This is a genomic window from Salinispora sp. CH2A1_6 (assembly GCF_056820975.1).
Map to the genome: position 1 here is coordinate 122,965 of NZ_JBXEDG010000013.1, position 20,947 is coordinate 143,911.

17 protein-coding genes and 1 pseudogene are annotated in these 20,947 nt (G+C 69.4%); 10 read left to right on the forward strand and 8 right to left on the reverse strand.

From position 1 onward, the window contains the following. Nucleotide 1: 1 nt before the first annotated feature. Nucleotides 2-1,441, reverse strand: a complete 1,440-nt coding sequence (locus tag AC1UKG_RS18545) for an MFS transporter (protein ID WP_482641725.1) — start codon at nucleotides 1,439-1,441, stop codon at nucleotides 2-4. Nucleotides 1,442-1,717: 276 nt separating this feature from the next. Here AC1UKG_RS18545 and AC1UKG_RS18550 point away from each other — a divergent pair, with 276 nt between their 5' ends. Then, nucleotides 1,718-3,160: a glycerophosphodiester phosphodiesterase family protein gene (locus AC1UKG_RS18550; RefSeq protein ID WP_482641730.1), complete on the forward strand. Its 1,443-nt coding sequence runs from the start codon at nucleotides 1,718-1,720 to the stop codon at nucleotides 3,158-3,160. Nucleotides 3,161-3,177: 17 nt separating this feature from the next. Here AC1UKG_RS18550 and AC1UKG_RS18555 read toward each other — a convergent pair. From AC1UKG_RS18555 to AC1UKG_RS18565, 3 genes and pseudogenes are all read right to left on the reverse strand, one after another. Further along, nucleotides 3,178-3,383: pseudogene (locus AC1UKG_RS18555) on the reverse strand (flavin reductase). 58 nt (nucleotides 3,384-3,441) lie between these two features. Continuing rightward, the gene (locus tag AC1UKG_RS18560; RefSeq protein WP_018744544.1) at nucleotides 3,442-3,657 is read right to left on the reverse strand and encodes a hypothetical protein; all 216 of its coding nucleotides are present in this window, start codon (nucleotides 3,655-3,657) and stop codon (nucleotides 3,442-3,444) included. Beyond that, nucleotides 3,657-3,878, reverse strand: coding sequence for a hypothetical protein (locus AC1UKG_RS18565; protein ID WP_018815050.1), 222 nt, complete (start codon nucleotides 3,876-3,878; stop codon nucleotides 3,657-3,659). The genes AC1UKG_RS18560 and AC1UKG_RS18565 overlap by 1 nt, the downstream gene beginning before the upstream one ends. A 205-nt stretch (nucleotides 3,879-4,083) precedes the next feature. Here AC1UKG_RS18565 and AC1UKG_RS18570 point away from each other — a divergent pair, with 205 nt between their 5' ends. The 3 genes from AC1UKG_RS18570 to AC1UKG_RS18580 all read left to right on the forward strand — a co-directional run bounded on the left by AC1UKG_RS18570 (nucleotide 4,084) and on the right by AC1UKG_RS18580 (nucleotide 6,695). Then, complete coding sequence (locus AC1UKG_RS18570) at nucleotides 4,084-4,851, forward strand: DUF5753 domain-containing protein (protein ID WP_018736713.1); 768 nt, start codon at nucleotides 4,084-4,086, stop codon at nucleotides 4,849-4,851. Beyond that, entirely contained in the window at nucleotides 4,842-5,033 is a 192-nt protein-coding gene (locus AC1UKG_RS18575) for a DUF397 domain-containing protein (protein ID WP_018744547.1), read from the forward strand. The genes AC1UKG_RS18570 and AC1UKG_RS18575 overlap by 10 nt, the downstream gene beginning before the upstream one ends. A 234-nt stretch (nucleotides 5,034-5,267) precedes the next feature. Next, entirely contained in the window at nucleotides 5,268-6,695 is a 1,428-nt protein-coding gene (locus AC1UKG_RS18580) for an autotransporter outer membrane beta-barrel domain-containing protein (RefSeq protein WP_482641724.1), read from the forward strand. Between the two features lie 103 nt (nucleotides 6,696-6,798). Here the strand turns inward: AC1UKG_RS18580 and alsS are convergent, their stop codons facing one another. The 3 genes from alsS to AC1UKG_RS18595 form a co-directional block, all read right to left on the reverse strand. Continuing rightward, nucleotides 6,799-8,478 carry an acetolactate synthase AlsS gene (gene alsS, locus AC1UKG_RS18585; protein WP_475890255.1) on the reverse strand — a complete coding sequence of 560 codons (1,680 nt, stop codon included), beginning with the start codon at nucleotides 8,476-8,478 and terminating at the stop codon, nucleotides 6,799-6,801. A gap of 93 nt (nucleotides 8,479-8,571) precedes the next feature. After that, the gene (locus tag AC1UKG_RS18590; RefSeq protein WP_026325357.1) at nucleotides 8,572-10,023 is read right to left on the reverse strand and encodes a sensor histidine kinase; all 1,452 of its coding nucleotides are present in this window, start codon (nucleotides 10,021-10,023) and stop codon (nucleotides 8,572-8,574) included. Then, nucleotides 10,020-10,775, reverse strand: a complete 756-nt coding sequence (locus tag AC1UKG_RS18595; protein ID WP_475890256.1) for a winged helix-turn-helix domain-containing protein — start codon at nucleotides 10,773-10,775, stop codon at nucleotides 10,020-10,022. Before AC1UKG_RS18595 ends, AC1UKG_RS18590 begins: the two co-directional genes overlap by 4 nt. 197 nt (nucleotides 10,776-10,972) lie before the next feature. On the opposite strand from AC1UKG_RS18595, the gene AC1UKG_RS18600 reads away from it, so the two are divergent. Both AC1UKG_RS18600 and AC1UKG_RS18605 read left to right on the forward strand, forming a co-directional pair. Beyond that, nucleotides 10,973-11,761 (forward strand): LmeA family phospholipid-binding protein, encoded by a 789-nt coding sequence (locus tag AC1UKG_RS18600; protein WP_080641952.1) that lies wholly within the window; start codon nucleotides 10,973-10,975, stop codon nucleotides 11,759-11,761. Nucleotides 11,762-11,812: 51 nt separating this feature from the next. Beyond that, the gene (locus AC1UKG_RS18605; RefSeq protein WP_475890257.1) at nucleotides 11,813-14,056 is read left to right on the forward strand and encodes an MMPL family transporter; all 2,244 of its coding nucleotides are present in this window, start codon (nucleotides 11,813-11,815) and stop codon (nucleotides 14,054-14,056) included. 8 nt (nucleotides 14,057-14,064) lie between these two features. On the opposite strand, the gene AC1UKG_RS18610 is transcribed toward AC1UKG_RS18605, so the two are convergent. Beyond that, nucleotides 14,065-15,306, reverse strand: coding sequence for a PLP-dependent aminotransferase family protein (locus AC1UKG_RS18610; protein WP_482641723.1), 1,242 nt, complete (start codon nucleotides 15,304-15,306; stop codon nucleotides 14,065-14,067). A 416-nt stretch (nucleotides 15,307-15,722) separates the two neighbouring features. On the opposite strand from AC1UKG_RS18610, the gene AC1UKG_RS18615 reads away from it, so the two are divergent. Genes AC1UKG_RS18615 through cs1 form a run of 4 tightly spaced genes read left to right on the forward strand, consistent with a single transcriptional unit; the run spans nucleotide 15,723 to nucleotide 20,930 of the window. Next, nucleotides 15,723-17,435: a thiamine pyrophosphate-binding protein gene (locus tag AC1UKG_RS18615; RefSeq protein WP_033662849.1), complete on the forward strand. Its 1,713-nt coding sequence runs from the start codon at nucleotides 15,723-15,725 to the stop codon at nucleotides 17,433-17,435. A 1-nt stretch (nucleotide 17,436) separates the two neighbouring features. Further along, nucleotides 17,437-18,960: an asparagine synthase-related protein gene (locus AC1UKG_RS18620; RefSeq protein ID WP_482641722.1), complete on the forward strand. Its 1,524-nt coding sequence runs from the start codon at nucleotides 17,437-17,439 to the stop codon at nucleotides 18,958-18,960. A 48-nt stretch (nucleotides 18,961-19,008) separates the two neighbouring features. Further along, entirely contained in the window at nucleotides 19,009-19,959 is a 951-nt protein-coding gene (speB, locus tag AC1UKG_RS18625; protein WP_026271647.1) for an agmatinase, read from the forward strand. Further along, nucleotides 19,956-20,930 (forward strand): clavaminate synthase Cs1, encoded by a 975-nt coding sequence (gene cs1 / locus AC1UKG_RS18630; RefSeq protein ID WP_018815040.1) that lies wholly within the window; start codon nucleotides 19,956-19,958, stop codon nucleotides 20,928-20,930. The genes speB and cs1 overlap by 4 nt, the downstream gene beginning before the upstream one ends. Nucleotides 20,931-20,947 lie beyond the last annotated feature (17 nt).

Here is a 20,947-nt window from a genome sequence, read left to right on the forward strand (position 1 = left end):
GTCAGGCTGCCGAATCGAGTGAATGGCGGTGGCTACCGACGATGCCGGCGAGGTTGGTGAGCAGCGCGGCGGTGACGATGCCGAACTCCACGACGAGTGCGTGGCGCAGGGCGGTTGGCCAGTGTCCGTTGTTGGCCGTGACCGAGCCGAGCAGGGTTGCGCTGATCACCGCCAGCCCGATCGCGGCGCCGACCTGCCGCATGGTCCGGTACATTCCGGCGGCGCTGCCGGCGTTCCGCCGGGGCACCTGCGCCAGAGTCAGGGTGTTGTTCGGTGTGATCACGAGGCCGCTACCGACTCCGGCGAGGAGCAGCGGGAACGAGTTCAGGATCGAGAATGTCGTCCCGGTGACGCTGGTGACGGCGATCATCAGGGCGAGGCTCGCCAGGACGGTGAGTAGCCCGCCGGCGATCAGCCGGCGGCCGAGTCGTTCGACGTGCCGGCCGCCGAGCAGTGCGCCCAGCGCGGAGCCCACCGCGAATGGTGCGATCGTGAGCCCGGTGTGCAACGGACTGCGGTGGAGGCCGTACTGCAGGTGCAGGCTGAAGATCAGCGGCAGCGAGGTGAAACCGGCGTAGTAGAAGAAGCCGAGCAGCAGCCCCAGGCGGTATGTCCGGTGGGTCAGTAGGTGAAAGTCGAAGACGGGCGGGTGTCGCCGCGTAGGGGAGGTTTCCCAGGATCGGAAGGCGACGAGGACGCCGATCCCGGCCGGCAGTAACAGCCACGGCAGCGGCCCCGGCCACTGCTCCCGCTGCAGCGCGGGCAGGATCACGAGCATGATTCCGGTGCCCAACAGCAGCGTGCCGATCACGTCGGGCCGGTGATCTGTCTCGTCGCTCAGCGGTTTCGCCGGAAACAGCCGCCAGACGAGCACCGCCGCGACGACACCGATCGGGACGTTGCTGAGAAAGACCAACCGCCAGCCGTTCTCCACCCCACCGAGAGCAATGATCAGCCCACCGATCACCGGTCCGATCGCGGTGGCGACGCTGGCCGTGGCACCGAGAAGCCCGAACGGCCGGCCCCGCCGCTCGGGACGGAACAACTCTTCGACCAGGGCCGTGAGCTGGGGAACGAGGACACCGGCTGCGGCACCCTGCGCGAGCCGGGCGACGACCAGTGCGGTGCCGGAGCCGGCCGTTCCGGCGACTGCGCTGGCGCCGGTGAACAAGGCGAGGCCGATGAGGAGCGCGTGGCGTCGTCCGCTGGCGTCACCGAACCGTCCGGCGGGGACGAGTGCGAGTGCGAACATCAGCGAGTAGCCCGAGACGACCCACTGGACAGCGCTGTTGCCGGCGCCGAGCGTGCGTTCGATCGAGGGGAGCATCACGTTGATGACGCTCAGGTCGAAGAAGCTCAGGAAGGAGACGGCCGCCGCGATGGCGATGATCCGCCGTCGTCGGGTGTGCCCGGCTCCGCCTGGGGCGTCCGACCTCGACATCCGCCCCCGCCTGATCGTGAAATGACCGCTTCGTGCTCATCGAAGGTAATGCGGGATATCACCGGAAGCCGGGGAATGTAGCTAAAGATCTTGAAGGTCCGGCATCGGCATGTCAGCACCTGTTCGCCGGGTTGTTACCGCGGAGGCCCGCGTTTCGTGGTGGGAGATCGGCAGGATAACGGTGGTTTGCGCTGGTATCGGGGTGAACCGCTGATCATTCTGGTGTCTACCCGGGAGTTGCTCGTGCGTACGAGGTGGGTGAGTGGGGTGCTGGCCGTGGTGACGGCGGGTGTGGTGGTCGGTGTCGCTCCGACGGTGGCGGGAGCCAGGGCCACGGCCGGGGCTACGCCGATTTCGGGGGCACTCGCCCAGACTGTTGAGTCGGCGTCGGCGCACACCAGCGGGCAGGTGCGGAAGCAGTTCCTGCGGCACGGTCCGGGTGCGGAGGTGTTGGTGGTGGCGCATCGTGGGCACTGGCGTGCCGCACCGGAGAATTCGCTGAGGGCGATCCGGTCTGCGGTGAGGGTGGGCGCGCACGTGGTGGAGATTGATGTTCGGCGTACGGCTGATGGTCATCTGGTGTTGATGCATGACAGCACGGTGGATCGGACGACGGACGGTACGGGTGCGGTGTCGGAGTTGACGCTGGCCGAGGTGAGGCAGCTGCGGTTGAAGGTGGGCCTGGGGGGCGATCAGGCGCCGTTGACTGAGGAGCGGGTGCCGACCCTGGCGGAGGCGATGGCGCAGGTGAAGGGCCGCGCCATGGTCAACCTGGACAAGGCGTGGGACATCCGGGACGAGGCGTACGACGTCCTGGTTGACACCGGCACCCTGGACCACGTCCTGTTCAAGAGTTCGGCGCCGGTCGCGGAGGTGGAGCAGTTCCTCGCCACCGACCCGGAGATCCTCTACGTCCATGTCGTGAAGGAGGAGAACGCCGCCGACCTCGACGGGTTCGCCTACCACCAGCCGGAGGCGTACGAGCTGGTCTTCGACCGGCTCACCGAGCCGCAGATCCAGCCGGCGGTGGTGGCGGCGCTCCGCGAGCGGGCCCGGGTCTGGGTCAACACCCTGTGGTACGGCCTCGCCGCCGGCTACACCGATGAGTCGTCGTTGCGGGATCCGGCGCAGGGTTGGGGTGCGGTGGTGGATCGGCACCAGGCGGACATGATCCAGACTGACAACCCGGAGCAGGTGGTCAGCTGGTTGGCCGGTCGGGACCGGGAGCACGGTGGTCAGGGGCAGTGGCCGTCGTTGCCGAAGGGGTCGGTGCGGGTGCAGGCCGAGGACTACTCGCGGGAGGGTAAGGGGATCGGCTACCACGACCTGGATGACGAGAACCGGGGTGGCACGGCGGCTCGCCAGTACGAGGGTGTGGACATCTGCGACAGCAATGGCGCGCTGGTGATGTGTTGGATCCGCGGTGGTGAGTGGGTCAGGTACACGGTCGAGGTGCCGAAGTCGGGGAACTACCGGGTGAGCGCCCGGATGTCGTCCCCGTACTTCCCGGCGGGGCGGTTCTCGATGACTGTCGACGGTCAGTCGACGACCGGCCCGGTGGATGTGGCGGGCACGACCTCACACGATGCCTTCGAACTGCAGGAGATCGAGGGGACCCACTTCCTGCGGAAGGGTACGCACGAGTTCGAGGTGCGGATGGACGAGGACGCCTACCAGAACTTCAACATCGACTATTTCCAGTTCGACCGCGTGGGGTAGTGGCACCCGCCGTGTCGCTACACCCACAGCAGGAATCGTCGGTACAGGTCGGACGCCGTGTGGGCCTGGACCTGGGCTAGCTGTTCGGCCGCTTCGGACATGAGGCGCCCAGGTAGACTCGCAGCGCGGTGCGGTCATTGCGGTATTCGGCCAGGAGGGCGTGTCGGGCTGCCGGGCAGGGCCACTCCGCCGGGCAGCTGCCGCATCCCCACAGCGGGCGCATCGGTAGGTGCGACCGGTCAGCGGCCGGATCGACCGGACGCGGGGCCTCGGGCTGGTCGTCATCGCAGCGCCCCGAGCACGATGGCGGCCACGATGATCATCAGGATGAGCGCCGCGATCAGCTGGTGCCGGGTGGTGGCGGACGGCGGGGGAGTGGTCGGCGTGCTCGGCCGCACCCGGTCGCCGTCGGGCAGCGGCGGCGACCCGTGCGGGTCACGGTACGCGCGCCGGTCGGCGTGCGCCGGCTGGTCGGTGGGCGGGTTGTCGTCGGTCATCACAGTCTCCGTAGCCCCGCGAGCACCGCGGCGAGGAGGTCGGCACCGGGAACGATGTGGACGACGCGGGCCCGGCCGACCACCCGCCCACCGAAGAGCAGCCGCTCCAGCTCCGTGCCGGAAACAGTCACCGCGTGGTCTGGGTTGATCGCGTCGGCGAGCGCGGCGCGGTGCTTCCGTCGCGGTAGGGGTGGTGGTGGCGCGGTGGTGGTCGTTGGCACGGCTCGCCTCCCGAATGTGGTGGTTGTGGAACGGACCGCCCCATCACCCCCCTCCCGGTGGTGGGGCGGTCCGGCAGCGCCTCCGGCGGGTCGGGCCTCCACCGGCTCACGCCGTCTACGGGCAGTTTTCCGACAGTTGTGGGGCGAACACACCGCGTAGTACTAGGTTTTTGGGACGTCTGGAACGTTTAGGGGAGGTTGAAGCATGAACCACGCAGTCATCGCGGCGATGGCGGAGGCGGGTGAGACCGCCGAGAGCCTCGCAGCTCAGATCGGTGTGGATCCGAAGACGGCCGCGAAGTGGGCGAGCCGTGGACGGATTCCCCAGACCCGGCACCGCGCGAAGGTGGCCGCGATCCTCAAGCGGGAGGTGGAGGATCTGTGGCCGGATGCGGTGCGGCGCCGCGAGCCGGCGTGGTTTCGCCCGTGGGCCGATATTGAACGTGAGGCGGTGTCGCTCCGCGCGTTTCAACTTGCGTGGGTGCCGGGCCTGCTGCAGACCGCGGCGTACGCGCGGGCGACCCTCGCCGGCGAGGCGCTCAGCCCCGACACGGTCGAGGAGTTGGTCGACGTGCGGATCAAGCGGCAGGCGATCCTGCGTCGGGACCGGGCGCCGATGTTCATCGCGGTGCTGGACGAGCTGATCCTCCGCCGGTCCGCCTACGGCGACCGCGCGTTGATGCGGGAGCAGTGCGAGCAGCTGGCGGCTTCTGCGGAGCTACCGAACGTGTCGATCCATGTCGTGCCGCTCTCGGCCGGTATGCACCCTGGTCTCGGCGGTCCGTTCACCCTCGCCGAGTTGGAAAAGGGCACAGTGGTGGCCCATGTGGACAGCCAGGCGAAGGCGCAACTGGTCGATGGCGTCACGGATATTGCTACGCTGAGTCGACGGTGGGAACGCATCCGTGGGGAGGCCCTCTCCCGGGCGCAGTCCCGAGACCTGCTCAGGGAAGCGGCAAGTTCATGGACCTGATCGGCGCGCGGTGGCGCAAGAGCAGTAAGAGCGGCAACAACGGCGGCGACTGCGTCGAGGTCGCCGGTAACCTTCCCGGCGTCGTGGGGGTCCGGGACTCCAAGGACCCGGCCGGGCCGGCGTTGGTCTTCGGCCCGGCGGCGTGGCGGGCGTTCGTCGCCCAACTCCCCGGACAGCCCTGACCCCACCCACGGACAGCCCCGACCACTCCGAAAAATTGAACCCCCAACCCGGCGGTCTGTCAGGTTGGGGGTTCAGTGCGCTTCCGACAACGATCACCCGGGCCGACTCGTCCTGTCTGTACCTTTTTGGGGGTAATTTTCGTGTATGCGGGTCAACGTGAATTTTACTGGCTTAGCTCAAGGAGGTTGCTGCCGCCTGCCGGGTAGCCGAGGAACGGTCGATCTGCCCCTGGGGTGGCCGGTTCCTCGCCGTTCACGGGGAAGGACGTAGAGATCGCCATGAACCATCAGCGTCAGGAACGCGAACTGTGCCGCTCTGGCTCACGGAGGGCGGGTGCACGGTGGTGGGCTGTTGGACTGGCCGGCGTCGCCGGCCTGGCCCTCACCGCCACCACGGTCGGTGCCTTCGGCGGGCCGGCCGCCGGCGCCGTCGGAGGGGCTCTCGCTGCCGCCGACGATCAGCCCGGAAAGTCTGATCGGCGCACTGCTGAAGACCACCGCACCGAAGGTAAGGCCGACGGCGAGGTGCAGGGGAAGAAGCGGGAGAAGTCGAAGGGCATTCCGGTGCCCTGTGACGCGGACAAGCTGATCGCCGCGATCACCCTCGCCAACGCCCGCGGCGGCGCCACCCTCGACCTCGCCAGCAAGTGCACCTACCTACTCACCGCCATCATCGACGACGCCGGCCTCCCCGCCATCACCGCCCCCATCACCCTCAACGGCGGCAAGCACACCGTCATCGAACGCGCCGCAGCGGTCGAACAGTTTAGAATCCTCACCGTTGACGTCGGCGGCGACCTCACCCTCAACCACCTCACCATCACCGGCGGGCAAACCGACAGCGACGGCGGCGCAATCCTCGTCAACACCGGCGGGGCGCTCACCACCAAACACAGCACCATCAGCCGCAACATCGCCGGAGACAACGGCGGTGGCATCGCCAACGACGGCACCACCCTGGTCAAGCACTCCACGGTCAGTCGCAATACCTCTGGCATCCTCGGCGGTGGTATTTCCAGCTCCGGTGTGCTCGAAGTAACCGATTCCGGCGTACGCGCAAATGTCACCGCCGCTGGCGGTGGGGTGGCAACTACGGGGAGTGCCCTGGTTCAGCACAGCACCATCTCCGACAACTCGGCCCAGGATGTTGTCGGTGGAATCATCGTGAACGGTGGTTCGGCGGTTGTCGAGGACAGTAGCGTTTCGGGCAACACGGCTACCGGGTCGGTCGGTGGCATTCTTGCCAACGTAGGCACGCAGGTGTACCTCTCCTCGGTCACCCTCGCCGATAACGTCTCGGGCGAGCTGGCTGGCGCTCTGGCCACTGAGACAGGTTCCAGCATGTCCGTTGTGGACAGCTACATCGAGGACAACCGGGCGAGCACCACTGGTGGTGGAATCTACAACGCCGACGAGTTGACCCTCCTGAACACGAAGATCGTCGGAAATCAGGCTGACATGGGTGGCGGCATCTACAACGTCGCCACGGGGACGGCCGTGCTGTACAACACCAAGGTCATAAAGAACCTCGCGGTCACCGACGGCGGCGGCATCTTCAACGAGGCGGGTGGCACGGTCCTGCTGAACCCCGCCACCGGCACTGTGGTGATCAAGAACCGCCCGAACAACTGCTCCGGCATCGTGCCCGACTGCGCCGGGTAACGAATCGCGCACAATCCGATTCACGAGGGTCCCGTTTCGCCGTGTGCCGGCGACGCGGGACCCTCCGCCGTTCCCACCGTGGGCCCGTTCGCTCGGGCGGCGGCTAGTCGAAGCTGTCCGGAAGCAGGCTCTGGCCCAGATGGATGTTGCGCACCGAATTGATGGCCACATCGACGACCGACGGGCCGGGTTCGGCAAGCGCACGGGGCAGGACGTCGACCAGCTCCTCCTCGCTGGAGACCCGGTAACCGTTCGCCCCGAATGACCGGGCATAGGCGGCGGAGTCGAGGAACCCCAGGTCAACACCGTGGTCGCGGCCGTACTTGAGCCGCTCCTCGAAGCGGGTCATGTCGTAGGCGTCGTCCCGGAAGATGACATGCGTGAAGGTGAGGCCGAGGCGTACCGCGGTCTCGAGTTCCGCGCTGGAATACAGAAATCCGCCGTCACCGGAGACCGACACCACCTGTCGCCCTGGCCGTACGAGGCAGGCGGCCATGGCCCAGGGCAGGCCGACGCCGAGGGTCTGTTGGCCGTTGGAGAACAACAGGTGCCGTGGCTCGTGCACGCGGAAGTGCTGCGCCATGTGCAGGTAGAACGAGCCCACGTCGCAGGCTACCGTGGCGTCGTCGGCCAGCAGCTCACGCAGCTTGAGGACGACTGCCGGCGGTTCGAGGCCGCGGGAGTCGTCCGAGGCGGAGCGCGCCTCCAGGTCGATCTCGGCGAGCGCCCGCCGTTGGGCGTCCATCAGCTCCCGGAACTCGGGCTCGAGGCGGAGCCCGGCGAGCGGTCCGGCCAGCTGGCGGAGCGTGGCGGCCAGGTCGCCCCGCAGCTCGAGCGTCGGTTGGTAGTGGTTGCCGAGTTCCGCGGGGATGGAGTCGACGTGCACGATGGTGCGCGCCGAATCGGTGTTCCAGGCGGCGGAGGCGTACTCCACCTCGTCGTAGCCGACGGTCAGCAGCAGATCCGCGTGCGCCATCACCACGTCGCCGGGCAGGTTGCGGAACACCCCGACTCGACCGGCCCAGTGGTGGTCGAGGTCGCGGGACAGCACCCCGGCGGCCTGAAAGGTCTCCACGACCGGAAGCTCTGTCTCGCCGATCAGGGCCCGCAGGGCGTGGCTGGTCTCCGGTTCACCGGAGCGCATGCCGGCGAGCACGACCGGACGCCGCGCCGAGCGGATGAGCCGTACCGCCTCGGCGATCGCCTCGGGCGGCGCCGCGTTCAGCCGGGGTACCGGCGCCGGCCGGTGCAGGGTCTGCGCGGTCGACGCGGCGAGTACGTCCTGGGGAAACACCACCGCGGCGGCTCCTCGGGGCTCGGTGGTCGCCGTCCGGATGGCCTTGCTCAGCGCCTCGCACACGTTGTCCGGGTCGGAGACCTCGCCGGTATATCTCGTGACCGTGGCGAGCAGGGCGGCGGAGTGGAATGACTGCTGCGCGCGTTTGAGCCGGTTGGCGCGGGACGCCGCGCCGCAGAGGGCGATGACCGGATCCTGCTCTGTCGACGCCGTCAGCAGGCCGGTGGCGAGGTTGGCGGTGCCGGGTCCGGAGGTCACCAGCACGGCGCCGGGGATGCCGGTGAGGCGGCCGACCGCCGCGGCCATGAACGCCGCGTTCTGTTCGTGTCGGCACACGATCAGCTGGGGCCCACCATCCGCCAGCGCGTCGTACATCGCGTCGATCTTGGCTCCGGGGACTCCGAAGATGAACTGCACGCCGTACGCCTGCAACACCTCGATGACGCGCTGGGCAACGCGAGTCGGGTTCGATTCCGTCGTACCCACGGTTCCCCTGCTCCCCTCACCCGCAAGTCACATCCACCCAACACGTGCGTCGGAGACCTACCCGTAACGGGCGCACGTACGCGGTCCGGGGGGTCAGAACTCCGGCGAACGGGGGGAACCCGGCGCGGGCCGGTGCGCGGCGACGGCCGGCAGTCGTACGGTGGCCGTCAGCCCCTGCCCGGGCGCCGAGTCCAGCGCCACGGTGCCGCCGTGCGCCTCGACGATGTCGCGGACGATGGCCAGGCCCAACCCGGTGCCGCCGGGTGCGGCCCGCCCGGGGTCGGCACGCCAGAACCGGTCGAAGGCGTGCGCCAGCTCCGGGGCGTCGAGCCCGGGCCCCTCGTCGTGCACGACGAGAACGGCGTCCGCGTCGTCGCGGCGGACGCGAACCTCGACCGCGGTGCCGGGTGGGGTGTGCCGAACCGCGTTGCCGACCAGGTTCTGCACCACCTGGCGAAGCGCGGTCGCGTCGCCGGTGACGGTGACCCCCTCGTCGGCGGCGAGGGTGAGTCGATGATGGATGGCGGTGACCCGGAGGCTGTCCCGCACGTCCGTGCAGACGCGGCCCAGGTCGACCGCGGCGCGCGCCAGCGGTTGGTGCGCGTCCAGCCGGGCCAGGGTGAGGAGCTGCTCGACGAGGGCCCCCATCCGGGTGCTCTCGGTACGGATCCGGCGCATCGCCTCGTCCACGCCGTCCCAGTCGGTGATTCCGTCGTTGAGGTAGAGGTCGGCCCAGCCGTGTACCGCGCTCAGCGGGGTACGCAGCTCGTGCGAGGCGTCGGCGACGAAGGTCCGGGTCAACGCCTCGCTGCGTTCCCGCTGGTCGAACGCCTCGTTCAGCGCGGTGGCGACGCTGCCGATCTCGGTGCGCGGGTCGCCCACGGGTACGCGTCGGCGCAGGTCGCCGCGGCCGATCTCCCGGGCGGTGTCCGCCATGGCGCGCAGCGGGCGTAGCCCGGTGGCGAGTACCAGCCGGGCCAGCGCCACCCCCAGGACGACGATGAGCAGCCCGGCGATCCCCTGGACCAGGACCAGCCGGCGCAGCGTCGCCGCGTTGTCCGCCAGGGATACCCCGACCACCAGCCCGGTTACCGGAAGGACCTGCCCGTTGATCTCCACCGGGAGGGCCTGCTCGGGGGGAAGCAGCTCGCGGCGCACCCGTAGTGCCGTCTCCGGGTCGGCGCCGATGGTCACCGGGTGCGCCGGCAGCTCGTTGACCGGCGGCACCACGGGCGGCCGTGCGTCACCGTGCCGTAGGGGGTGCCGGGCCAGCACCAGGTCGCCCTCGGCGTCGTAGAGGGCCAGGTAGGCGTTGGCGGGTAGGAGCTGTTCCAGGCCGGTGGTGGGCAGGGTCGGCCCGGCGAGGCGGGCGCGCGCCAATCCCCGGTCGAGGACCAGCTCGATGGTGTTGTCGACCCGTTCGTCGAGGAATCGACGTAACGCCAGGTAGGCGGTGACATCGGCGGCGAGCAGCCCGACCACCAGCAGCGCTACCGTGCCCACCAGCAGTCGGCCGCGGAGGCTCCGCACGGCCGGCCGCCTCATTCGGGCGGTTCCCGCAGGACGTAGCCGAAGCCGCGTACGGTGTGCAGCAACGGCGGGTCCGAGATATCGATCTTGCGCCGGAGCTGGCTGACGAACTTCTCCACCACCCCCGGATCGCCGGGGAAGTCGTACTGCCAGACCTGGGCCAGGATCTGCTGCTTGGACAGGACCCGGCCGGCGTTCTCCAGCAGGTGCCGCAGCAGCCGGAACTCGGTCGGCGACAGCTCGACCGGCGTGCCCGCCCGGGTCACCGTGTGCGCGTCGTCGTCGAGTTCCAGGTCGGCGACGGCGAGCCGGTTGGCCGCGCCGGGCCGCCCACCGAGGCGGCGCAGCACCGCGTTCACCCGGGCGATCACCTCCGCCACGCTGAACGGCTTGGTGATGTAGTCGTCGCCGCCGAGGTTCAGCCCGGTGAGCCGATCCTCCAGCGAGTCCTTCGCGGTCAGGAAGACCACCGCGAGCTCCGGGAGCCCGCGGCGCAGGTCGTGGACCAGGTCGAAGCCGGAGCCGTCGGGTAGCATCACGTCCACGATCGCCAGCTCCGGAGCCAGCTCACCGGCGACCGTCAGCGCCTCGGACCGGGAGCCGGCGGACCGGGCGTCGAACCCGGCGACCCGCAGGGTGCGCAGCAGCAGCTCGGCCAGGGCCGGTTCGTCGTCCACCACCAGCACGCGGGCCCGCCAGACCGAGCTCAGCTCGGCGGTGGAGCCCGGCCGCGGTTGCCGGGCGGAACGTCCTGTGGGTCCGGCCATGGTGTCAGTATCTCCGGCGTGGGGACCGGGGAACCTGCCAATCGGCTGCCGAACGGCTGACGGTTTGCTGAAGGCCCGACGGACCGTCCGCGGAACGCCGCCGGTGGCGACCAGGTCCGCATCGCCCGATCCGGATCGTCAGCAAACCGGAAGGTACGCCGGAGGGGACCGGCAGGTCGGTGCGGTTGCCTTGGGGCATGAGCCGGACTGATCTGCCGACCAGGGCCCGCCGACCGAGCCGGACCAGGCCCCGCCGTACCGATCGCTCGCTGGCCCGCCGGTTGCGGTTGCCGCTGGTGCTGGTCGTCGTCGCGCTGGTGCTCTCCTACGGCGCCGATCGGTTCCTCGCCGCCGCGGTCGAACGGCGGGTGTCCGCGGCGGTCGGCTGTCGCCTCGACGGCGCCGAGCTGACCACCTCGCTGCCCGGCCCGTTCATCACTCCGCGACTACTGACCGGCGAGTTGGGCGACGTGACCGTGCAGGGCATCGTCGACACCGAGGCCGGGCCGACCCACCTTCAGCTCTCCCTGCGTGACGTGCACGCCCGGCCGTTCTCGGACGAACCGGTTGACGTGGCCGGCGCCGAGGCGGCGATGACCCTGCCGTACGACCAACTGCCCGGCACCGAAGCGGGCCAGCAGTGGTTCGAGAACGCCGGTGACCAACTCGCCGTGGTCCGGCCGGGCGTGGTCCTGGGCGGCGAGATGCGCGTACTCATGGATCTCGCGGTGGCCGGCGAGGAGCTGGTGCTCACCCCGGCCACCGTGGAGGTGGCCGGGCAACAGCTGCCAGTGGACCTGGTCGCCCCGCTGCTCGGCGTACGCGACCCGGAGCTCGCGGGGCAGTTGGAGCCGCGCCACGTCGCCCTGCCGGGCCTCCCGAACGGTCTGACGCCCGACCGCGTCGCCGTTGGCCCCGACGGCCTGACCCTGCAGGCCAGCCTCGACGCCAACGAGCTCGCCGCCGCGGGCGACTGCCGCGCGTGACGGCCCTCGATCCAGTGACCCAGATCCACCCCACTCCCTTCGGAGGTTTCGGTGCGTAAGGCCCTGTACTCGTACGGCCGGCTGGCCGCCCGCCGGCCCTGGCAGCTGCTCACCGCCTGGCTCCTGGTGGCCGCGGCCGTCGTGGGCGCGTGGGTGACGGTGGGCACCAGCATCGACGACGGCATCACCATCCCGGGCAGCGACAGCAGCCGCGCACAGGAGATCCAGAACGCGGTGTTCCCCGCCTCCGCCCTCGGCAACGGCACCCTGGTGTTCCACGACCCGGACTCCCCGGTCACCGCGCCCGAGGGGCGGGCGGCGATCGAGGCTTCGCTGCTGGCGGTGCGGGATGTGGAAGGGGTGACACAGGTGGTGCCCCCATTTCCGCAGGAGCCCGGCCAGCCCGCGCCGCGGATCAGCGCCGACGGGCACACCGCGTACGCGCAGGTCTACTTCGACGTGCCACCCGCCGCCCTCGGTGAGCAGGATGCCGACCGCGTGTTGGCCGCCGCCACCCCGGCGGTGGACGCCGGGCTGGAGGTGCTCCCCGGGGGGCAGCTCGCCCAGGCGGCGGCCGGGGATCCGGGGCACCGTAGCGAGTTGATCGGTCTGGCCGTGGCCGCCGTCGTCCTGCTGGTGGCCCTCGGCGCGGCCGCGGCGATGGCCCTACCCCTGCTCTCCGCGCTGGTCGGGCTGGTGCTCGGGCTCGCCGCCATCGGGCTGCTCAGCCAGGTGGGAGCGATCCCGGACATCGCGACGACGGTGGCGAGCATGATCTCGCTCGGCGTCGGTATCGACTACGCGCTCTTCATCGTCGTGCGGTACCGCACGGCCCGGCAGGAGGGGCAATCACCCGAGCGGGCGTTGGGGGTCGCGGTGGCCACCGCGGGCGCGGCGGTGCTCTTCGCCGGCGCCACCGTCGCCGTCGGCCTGGGTGGCCTACTGCTGGCCGGGCTGCCGCTGCTGACCTCGCTGGGGTGGACCGCCGCCGTGGCGGTCGGGCTGTCGGTGGTGGCCGCGGTCGGTGTGCTGCCGGCCGTCCTCGGGGTCGTCGGCTCGCGGCTCGACGTCGGGGCGCTGCCCCGGCGTCGCGCGAAGAAGGCGTCGAAGGCGGGCTGGTGGCACCGGATCGGCGAGGGGACGGCCCGGCGGCCGTGGCTGGCGGTGGTCGGTTCGCTCCTGGTGCTGGCGGTCTTCATCGCGCCGGTGGCGGACCTGGAGCTCGGCCAGCAGGACGGCGGCCACGACCCGGTCGGTACGCCCACCCGGCAGAGTTACGACCTGCTGGAGTCGGCGTTCGGCCCGGGCGTGAACGGGCCGTTGCTGGTCGTCGCCGACCTGGGTGACACCGCCGAGACTGACCCGGCCACGGTGCAGCGACAGGCCGCCGCCCTCAGCTCCGCTCTGGCGGACGTGCCCGGTGTGCAGTCCGTCCAGGGGCCGCGGGTCTCCACCGACGGCAGTGGCGCGCTCTGGCAGGTGGTGCCGACAACCGCGCCCAGCGACCCGGCCACCGGTGACCTCGTCACCGAGTTGCGCGCGGAGATCCTGCCGCCGCTGGCGACCGACGGTACGCAGCTGCACGTCGGCGGCCAGACCGCCGCGAAGATTGACTTCACCGACCAGGTGGCCCAGCGGCTGCCGCTGGTGTTGGCGGTGGTGATCGCGCTGAGCTTCCTGCTGCTGGTCGTCCTGTTCCGCTCCTTCGTGATCCCGCTGACCGCCGCGCTGATGAACCTGCTCTCCGTCGGCGCCGCGTACGGCATCCTCACCTTCGCCTTCGCCGAGGGGCACCTCACGGGGCTGCTCGGGCTGGATGGGCCGGTGCCGATCGAGAGTTACATCCCGCTGATCCTTTTCGCGATCCTGTTCGGGCTGTCGATGGACTACGAGGTCTTCCTGGTCTCGTCGATCGCCGAGCGGTGGCACGCGGTCCGGGACAACCGGCGTGCGGTGGTGACGGGGCTCGGCTCGGCGGGACGGGTCGTCACCGCGGCAGCGTTGATCATGTTCAGCGTCTTCATCAGCTTCGCCGGCCAGGACAACCCGCTGATCAAGATGTTCGGGGTGGGGCTCGGCCTGGCGGTGCTGCTCGACGCGGTGATCGTCCGTGGGTTCCTGGTACCGGGGATCATGGTGCTGCTCGGCCGCGCCAACTGGTGGTTCCCCCGCTGGCTGGACCGGTTCATGCCCCGGGTCGACCTGGAGGCGTCCCCCGTGACCGACGAGACGCCCGACGAGACGCCCGACGGGCTCCCGCCGACCGATGCCCGGATCGTCCTGGAGGCCAAGTGACCGTCCGGTTAGGAGAAGGACTCATCCACACCCGGTTTACCGATGAATTTGACCTCGGGGAACTTCGTGACCAGCTTCGTCACGCTCTCCACCACCGAGTCGGGGTTCTCACCGCGCAGGAGGATCCGGTCGAGGATGTTCGCGACCTCCGCCATCTCCTGCTCCGCCATGCCCACGCGGGTCAGTTCCTGGGTGCCCAGCCGCAACGCCGGCAAGCCGCCGCTGCTCGGCAGCGGAACCGTGGTGCTGCGCACGTTCGCCTGTTTGAGTAGCCGTCCCCACCGGTGCGGACCGATCTCCGCCGGAATGTCCAGCCACACCTGGTGGGTGTCCGTCCAGCCGAACGCCTCGCCCGCGACGCCGAACCCGCGACCGGCCAACTGGCCGGCGAGTTCGCGAGCATTGGCGATGACCTGTCGCGCGTACGAGAGTCGGCAGGGCAGCAGTTCCTCCAGGGTGATGGCCAGCGCGCCCACATTGGCGGCGTGGCTGCTTGAGGCGGTGTACGGGATCCGTGCCTCGACCTTGCGGACGAGTTCCTCGTGGTTGGTGACCATCAGGCCCTTCTGGGGCCCCGGCATGGTCTTGTGCGTGCTGCCCTGGATGATGTCGAATCCACCGTCGAGGACCCCTGTCTGCGGAGCGGCGGGGAGCAGGCCCATCAGGTGCGAGGCGTCCAGGATCAGCAGCGTGTCCGGCGCGGCCGCGCGCAGGGCCCGGGCGTCGGGAAAGCGCAGCATACTGGAGGCATCGACGTAGATCACGTCGACCGGCTCCTGTCGCAGCCGATCGGCGAGCCGCTCGTAGTCGATCAGCAGCCGTTCCCGGTCGAAGGGGAGAAATGACAGGGTGTGGCCCGAGCCCTCGCAGATGGTGACGGTGGCGTAGTGGCCGCCGTCCTCGGGGTCCAGCGTCATGATGCGACTGCCCGGCGGTACCAGCGCGGTGATAACGGTGTACATGGTGTGCAGGCCCGACAGGAAGTGCACGCAGCCGTACCGCCCGCCGAGGTATTTCCTGGCGAGGTCGACGCAGTAGGCGTACACGTCGTTGAGCCCCGAGACGTCGCCGTAGTGGGTGAGGGCCCCCTCGACGTACGGGTAGCGGTTATTCGCATCACTCGAGAGCGCCATTCTCGCCCGTGGGGAGAGTCTGTTTTCGATCGGAAACAAATTGAGGCTGGCCGTTCCCTGAAGGGCTCCCAGGACATCCACGAGTTCTCCTCCGCGCCGGAAATATGAGCTGTCCATAGTGCGCGCCGGATCTTGCTGACATCCTGTGTTTCTCTGTCGGCCCCACGGGCGGGCCCCACCCCACCGTCGGCCCCACTGGCGGGGGCCGGCGGACGCGCCTGCGGGAGAGTCCGGCACTGCGGGGTTGTTCACGCCCGTGCCGCCGGGGTGCTCTGCGTCGAGTCGGTCCGGTAGCACCTGACTCGCGGTGGCCCTGACCGACCTGCCGGCCGTGGCGGAGCGCCCTCCGGCGAGAGTGGAGCGTCGACTCCACCGGACCGTCTGGTGTCATTGCTCCAGCACGCAAGGTAATCGTCAAAGTCCTTGCAAGTCCGCCACTTCAGGGTAGTGCCAGCCGACCGGGCCTTCGAACACGTACACCAGCGTTCGCGGGGCCCGGTGCGCGGAATTTTTCCTACAAGTGGGAGCTCTCAATGTCGCGAGTGTCGAGCATTCCGGTCAACGGTGACACCACCGCCCGCCTCCTCCTGCAGCGTCTGCGTGACCACGGGATCACCAACGTCTTCGGCGTCGTCGGACGGGAGGCTGCGTCGATCCTCTTCGACGAGGTCGAGGGTCTGGACTTCATCCTGACCCGGCACGAGTTCACCGCGGGTGTGGCCGCCGACGTCCTGGCCCGGATCACCGGCCGTCCCCAGGCCTGCTGGGCCACCCTTGGTCCCGGCATGACGAACCTGACCACCGGTGTCGCCACGTCGGTCCTTGACCGCTCGCCGGTCATCGCGCTGGCCGCGCAGTCGGAGTCCCACGACATCTTTCCGAACGACACGCACCAGTGTCTCGACTCCGTCGGCGTCATGCGGCCCATGACGAAGTACGCCCGGGAACTGGAGCGCCCCAACGAGGTCACCGACCTGGTGGATTCGGCGATCAGCGCCGCCATGAGCGAGCCGGTTGGGCCGAGTTTCCTGTCCCTCCCCGTCGACCTGCTCGGTGCCGAGGCCGACCTGTCGTCGCCCCGGCCACCGGCCCACCCTGTCGCCAAGCCCGTCGCCACCATCGACGCGAACTGGCGGCACGCGGCCGACCAGGCGCTGGACCTGCTCGCCCGCGCCGAGCACCCGGTTCTGGTGGTCGGGGCGGCGGCGATCCGCTCCGGGGCGGTCCCGGCCCTCCGGGAACTGGCCGAGCGGCTTCGGATCCCCGTGGTCACCACGTATCTGGCCAAGGGCGTGCTGCCGCACCGACACGAGCTCAACTACGGGGCCGTCACCGGCTATATGGACGGCATCCTGTCCTTCCCCGCGCTCGAGACCCTCTTCGGCCCCGCGGACCTCGTGCTCACTGTCGGCTACGACTATGCCGAAGATCTACGGCCCTCGATGTGGGCCCGAGGTGGCCCCAAGAAGACCGTGCGGGTGTCGCCGACGGTCAACCCGATCCCTCGTGTCTACCGCCCTGATGTCGACGTGGTGACCGACGTCCTCGCCTTCGTGGAATATCTGGACGAGCGTGCCACCTTCGCGGCGAAGACCCCGCACGACATCTCGGCCCTGCGGGCCCGGGTCGCCGAGTTCCTGGCCGATCCGCAGGAGTACGACGACGGCATGCGGGTGCATCAGGTCATCGACGCGATGAACACGGTGATGACGGAGACCGCGGATGCCGGACAGGGCACCATCGTGTCGGACATCGGCTTCTTTCGACACTACGGTGTGCTGTTCGCCCGTGCCGACCAGCCGTTCGGCTTCCTCACCTCGGCGGGCTGCTCCAGCTTCGGATACGGCATCCCTGCCGCCATCGGGGCCCAACTCGCGCGTCCCGGCGAGCCGACGTTCCTGATCGCGGGCGACGGCGGTTTCCACTCCAACAGTGCCGACCTGGAGACGATTGCCCGCCTGAACCTGCCGATCGTCACGGTAGTGGTCAACAACGACACGAACGGCTTGATCGAGCTTTATCAGAATCTCGGGCACAAGCGGTCACACGACCCCGCGGTGAAGTTCGGTAGCGTCGACTTCACCCAGCTGGCGCAGGCGAACGGCGTCGACGCGGTACGCGCCACCAGCCGAGAGGAGTTGCTCGCTGCCCTGCGTAAGGGGGCCACTTCCGGGGGGCCGTTCCTCATCGAGGTGCCGGTCAACTACGACTTCACGGCCGGTGGTTTCGGGGCACTGAGTATCTGACATGGTCACCACACTGCCCGCTGCGACCGGTTTCCTGGCCGTGGCCTCACCAGACAGCGGAGTCGCGCTCCGGCCGACCTTCGCCGCGCGGGGTTGCCGTACCGTGGTGCGGGAGAGCAACGGTAGCCAGCATCTGTACGCGGTCCTGCTGCACGGTGGTGCTGTCCCCGACGGGTCTCTGGCCCGCCGCGGCGGCACCGCCGTACTGCTCGCCGGGGAGCTCTACAACCAGGCCGAGCTGTCTTCGCTGCTGCCCGACGATGCCGGCGCGGACAGCGACGTCCATCTGGTGCTCGCGCTTCTGGACCGATACGGCGCACCCGCGTTCCGGCTGTTGAACGGTCGGTTCGCGGTCGTCGCGATGGTCGGGAACCGGGTCCTTCTCGCGACCGACCACGCGGGTTCGATACCGCTGTACGCGACCGCGAGGCCAGGTCAGGTCGCCGCGGCGACAGAGGCGAAAAGCCTGGCCGGCACGGCGGGCGTTGGCGTGCCGCCCGGTGCTCGGGCCCTGGCGGCGCTGCCCGGGGTATGCCAGCTGAGGGCCGGGGTGGTCCTAGAGATCGACATCGCCACGGGCACGACAGATGTCCACCACACCTGGCGGCCGCCGCTCGAGCGGCGCATCCTGCCCGAGGGGGAGGCCACCGACCTGGTCCGGGACACGCTACGGCGGGCGGTGCGGGCCCGGACTGGGACCGACACTCCCTTGGTCGTCATCTCCGGCGGCATCGACTCGTCGAGCGTCGCGGCGCTCGCGGTGGAGGCGGCTGGCGGCGCGACAATCGACACGCTGGCGATGGGCTCCGAGCACGACAACGAGTTTCCCGAGGCCAGGACCGTCGCCGAGCACCTGGCTACGCGACACCGCGAAATTGTCGTGCCGACCGCCGATCTGTTGGCCCAACTGCCGCACGCCGTCTGGGCGGCAGAGACCATCAACGTCGACATCATCGAATACCTGTTGCCGCTGACGGCGCTCTACCTTCGGGTCGGCGATACGCCCCGGCGTATCCTCACCGGCTACGGCGCCGACATCCCACTCGGCGGCATGCACCGGGAGGGCCGGCTGGCCGCGTTGGAGCAGGCCGTCAGTCATGACATGGCCACCTTCGACGGGCTCAACGAGATGACCCCGGTCCTTTCCGCCGTTGGGGGCCACTGGTCTACGCATCCCTTTTGGGACCGTGAGGTACTGGCGGTCCTGACCTCGCTCGAAGCCGGGCTGAAACACCGCCACGGGCGAGACAAGTGGGTGCTACGCACCGCGATGGCGGATCTGCTGCCAGCGGCGACCGTGACCCGGCCGAAACTCGGGGTACATGAGGGCTCCGGCACCACCGCCGCGTTCTCCGCGTTGCTCGTCGGTGCCGGGGTACCCCCGTCCCAACTGCGCGAAGTCAAGCATCTCGTCCTCCAGGCGTTGTTCCGCCGAGTGGTCGCCAATGGCGAGCACCCGGACGCTGTTGACCTCGCAAAAATTGTCGACGAGGTCGCCGGAATGCAACGCCCGTCCATCGGATGACGAGCAGATTCCGCGTGTCCTTACCTCGACCGGAGGAACGGTGAAGTGGTGGAACGTATAGACACGAGCATCTCACCCCGATACGCCCAGATCCCCACGTTCATGCGGCTGCCCTTCGACCGTACCCCTCGTGGCTTTGACGTGGTGGTCGTCGGCGCACCCTACGACTCGGGCGCGAGCTACCGGCCCGGCGCGCGGTTCGGTCCGCGTGCCATCCGTTCCGAGTCGGGCCTCATCCACGGTGTCGGAATAGACCGGGGCCCGGGCACCTTCGATCTGATTCGCTGTGTCGACGCGGGTGATCTCGACCTCACGCCGTTCAACATGCAGATCGGTATGGATTCGGCTCAGCGGGGGCTCGAACAGATTCTGCAGAACAACGCGGCATTTCTCATGCTGGGCGGCGACCATTCGGTGACGTTAGCCGCCCTGCGCGCTACCGCCGCCAAACACGGGCGCCTCGCCGTCCTGCACCTCGATGCGCACTCGGACACCAACCCGCCGTTCTACGGCGGCGAGTACCACCACGGAACCCCGTTCCGGCACGCCATCGAGGAGAAACTCATAGACCCGCAGCAGACCATCCAGATCGGGATCCGCGGCCACAACCCGCGACCTGACTCACTCGACTACGCGCGGGGGCACGGCGTACGGATCGTCACCGCGGACGAGTTCTCCACGCACTCCGCGGAGAGCGCGGCAGCTCTTGTCCGCGGCGTCGTGGGGGACAGCCCCCTCTACGTCTCCGTGGACATCGATGTCGTTGACCCCGCGTTCGCGCCTGGTACGGGTACTCCCGCCCCCGGTGGTCCCTCATCGCGCGAGATCCTCGCCCTGCTGCGCTCGGTCGGCGCGCTGAACCCGGTCGGGTTCGACGTCATGGAGGTGTCGCCGCTCTACGACCATGGCGGCATCACCGCGATCCTGGCCACCGAAATCGCCGCCGAACTGCTGTACCAGTACGCGCGTGCCCATCACCCGGAAGGGAAGAAACCATGACCACGATCGACTGCAGCGCACACTCGACGCGACTGCTCGCTCTCGCCGCTCGGCTGCCCCGGGTGCCGCGTGCCGACCTGTACGGTTTCCTGGAAGCTGCGCAGGGCCTCGCCGGCGAACTACCCGGCGAGATCGGCGACGCACTGGACACCTTCAACGCGAACGGCAGTACCGACGGCCACCTTGTCCTGTCCGGACTACCGGTCGAGGACGATGAGGCCCTGCCGCCCACCCCGACGAGCACCCCGGCACCCGACGATCGGCCGCTGCTGAGTATGGAGGCGATGCTAGCGATCTTCGGCCGACGGCTGGGCCTGCATACCGGCTACCAGGAGCTGCGGAGCGGGACCGTCTTCCACGATGTCTACCCGTCACCCGGGGCGCATCATCTCTCCTCCGAGACCTCCGAGACGCTACTCGAGTTCCACACCGAGATGGCGTACCACTTCCTGCAGCCGAACTATGTCATGCTCGCCTGCTCCCGGGCCGACCACGAGCGGCGAGCCGCCACGCTCGTGGCGTCCGTGCGCAACGCACTACCCCTGCTGTCCGACACGACCCGCGCTCACCTCCACGAGCGGCCGATGCCGTGCGCGGTTGACGTCGCGTTCCGGGGCGGCGTCGACGACATCGGCACGATCGCCGCTGTCAAGCCGCTCTACGGCCCCGAGTCGGACCCGTTTCTCGGCTACGACCGAGAGCTGCTCACCCCCCGGGACCCGCGGGACGTCGCGGCCGTCGCGGATCTGTCAAACGCACTCGACAAGATCACCGAGTCGGTCTACCTCACCCCCGGGGACGTCCTGATCGTGGACAACTTCCGCACCACACATGCTCGTACCCCGTTCAGCCCCCGGTGGGACGGGCACGACCGCTGGCTGCACCGCGTCTACGTCCGTACCGAGCGCAACGGTCAGCTCAGCGGCGGCGAGCGCGCGGGTGACGTGGTGGCGTTCACCCCCCGCCGGTGATGCCGCGACGGGTGGCG

Bases quoted from the DNA above. Each gene is read 5' to 3' on its own strand.
- AC1UKG_RS18615 (WP_033662849.1), top strand. From the start codon at position 15,723: ATGTCGCGAGTGTCGAGCATTCCGGTCAACGGTGACACCACCGCCCGC.
- AC1UKG_RS18545 (WP_482641725.1), bottom strand. From the start codon at position 1,441: ATGTCGAGGTCGGACGCCCCAGGCGGAGCCGGGCACACCCGACGACGG.
- AC1UKG_RS18595 (WP_475890256.1), bottom strand. From the start codon at position 10,775: ATGGCCGGACCCACAGGACGTTCCGCCCGGCAACCGCGGCCGGGCTCC.
- AC1UKG_RS18590 (WP_026325357.1), bottom strand. From the start codon at position 10,023: ATGAGGCGGCCGGCCGTGCGGAGCCTCCGCGGCCGACTGCTGGTGGGC.
- AC1UKG_RS18560 (WP_018744544.1), bottom strand. From the start codon at position 3,657: ATGACCGACGACAACCCGCCCACCGACCAGCCGGCGCACGCCGACCGG.
- AC1UKG_RS18610 (WP_482641723.1), bottom strand. From the start codon at position 15,306: ATGGACAGCTCATATTTCCGGCGCGGAGGAGAACTCGTGGATGTCCTG.
- AC1UKG_RS18575 (WP_018744547.1), top strand. From the start codon at position 4,842: ATGGACCTGATCGGCGCGCGGTGGCGCAAGAGCAGTAAGAGCGGCAAC.
- cs1 (WP_018815040.1), top strand. From the start codon at position 19,956: ATGACCACGATCGACTGCAGCGCACACTCGACGCGACTGCTCGCTCTC.
- AC1UKG_RS18620 (WP_482641722.1), top strand. From the start codon at position 17,437: ATGGTCACCACACTGCCCGCTGCGACCGGTTTCCTGGCCGTGGCCTCA.
- AC1UKG_RS18600 (WP_080641952.1), top strand. From the start codon at position 10,973: ATGAGCCGGACTGATCTGCCGACCAGGGCCCGCCGACCGAGCCGGACC.
- AC1UKG_RS18570 (WP_018736713.1), top strand. From the start codon at position 4,084: ATGAACCACGCAGTCATCGCGGCGATGGCGGAGGCGGGTGAGACCGCC.